A 480-nucleotide genomic window follows, 5' to 3' on the forward strand; every position below is an offset into this window, starting at 1 on the left:
CCGCGGCCTCCGCCTCCGCCGAGGCGGAGGCGGAGGCCGCGGCCCTCGGGCTGCGCGTCGACGGCCGCGTCCTGGCCGTCCCCGGGGTGGTGCCGAACGGCGCCGACGGGCTGGTCGAGCGCGCGCCGAACCTCGGCTGGCACACCGTCAGGCTCGCCGACCACTGGCCCGACCCGGACACCGTGCCCGAGCCGGAGAACGAGGCCAACCTCGGGGCGCTGGCGGAGTACTGGAACGCCGAGCAGCCGGTGGAGACCTTCGTGCACGTCTCCGCCGAGACCGGGATCGGCGCCGCCCTGGTCATCGACGGGCGGCTGTTCCGGGGCGCCCGCGGCTTCGCCGGCGAACTCGGCCACCTCCCCGTCCACCCGGACGGCCCCGGCTGCGCCTGCGGCGCCCGCGGCTGCCTGGAGCAGTACGCGGGCGATGCGGCCGAGCTGCGCGAGGCCGGCCTCGCGCAGCACGGCCCGGGCGATCCGG

The 480-nt window shown here is 78.8% G+C and carries 1 protein-coding gene; it reads left to right on the top strand.

Annotated features, from left to right (window positions below; all coding sequences use genetic code 11):
* A partial coding sequence (locus BG452_RS37220) for an ROK family protein (RefSeq protein ID WP_188308771.1) occupies positions 1-480 on the top strand: 480 nt, incomplete at both ends.

It is taken from the genome of Streptomyces sp. CBMA123 (assembly GCF_014596465.1).
In the GTDB taxonomy this organism is placed as follows: Bacteria; Actinomycetota; Actinomycetes; order Streptomycetales; family Streptomycetaceae; genus Kitasatospora.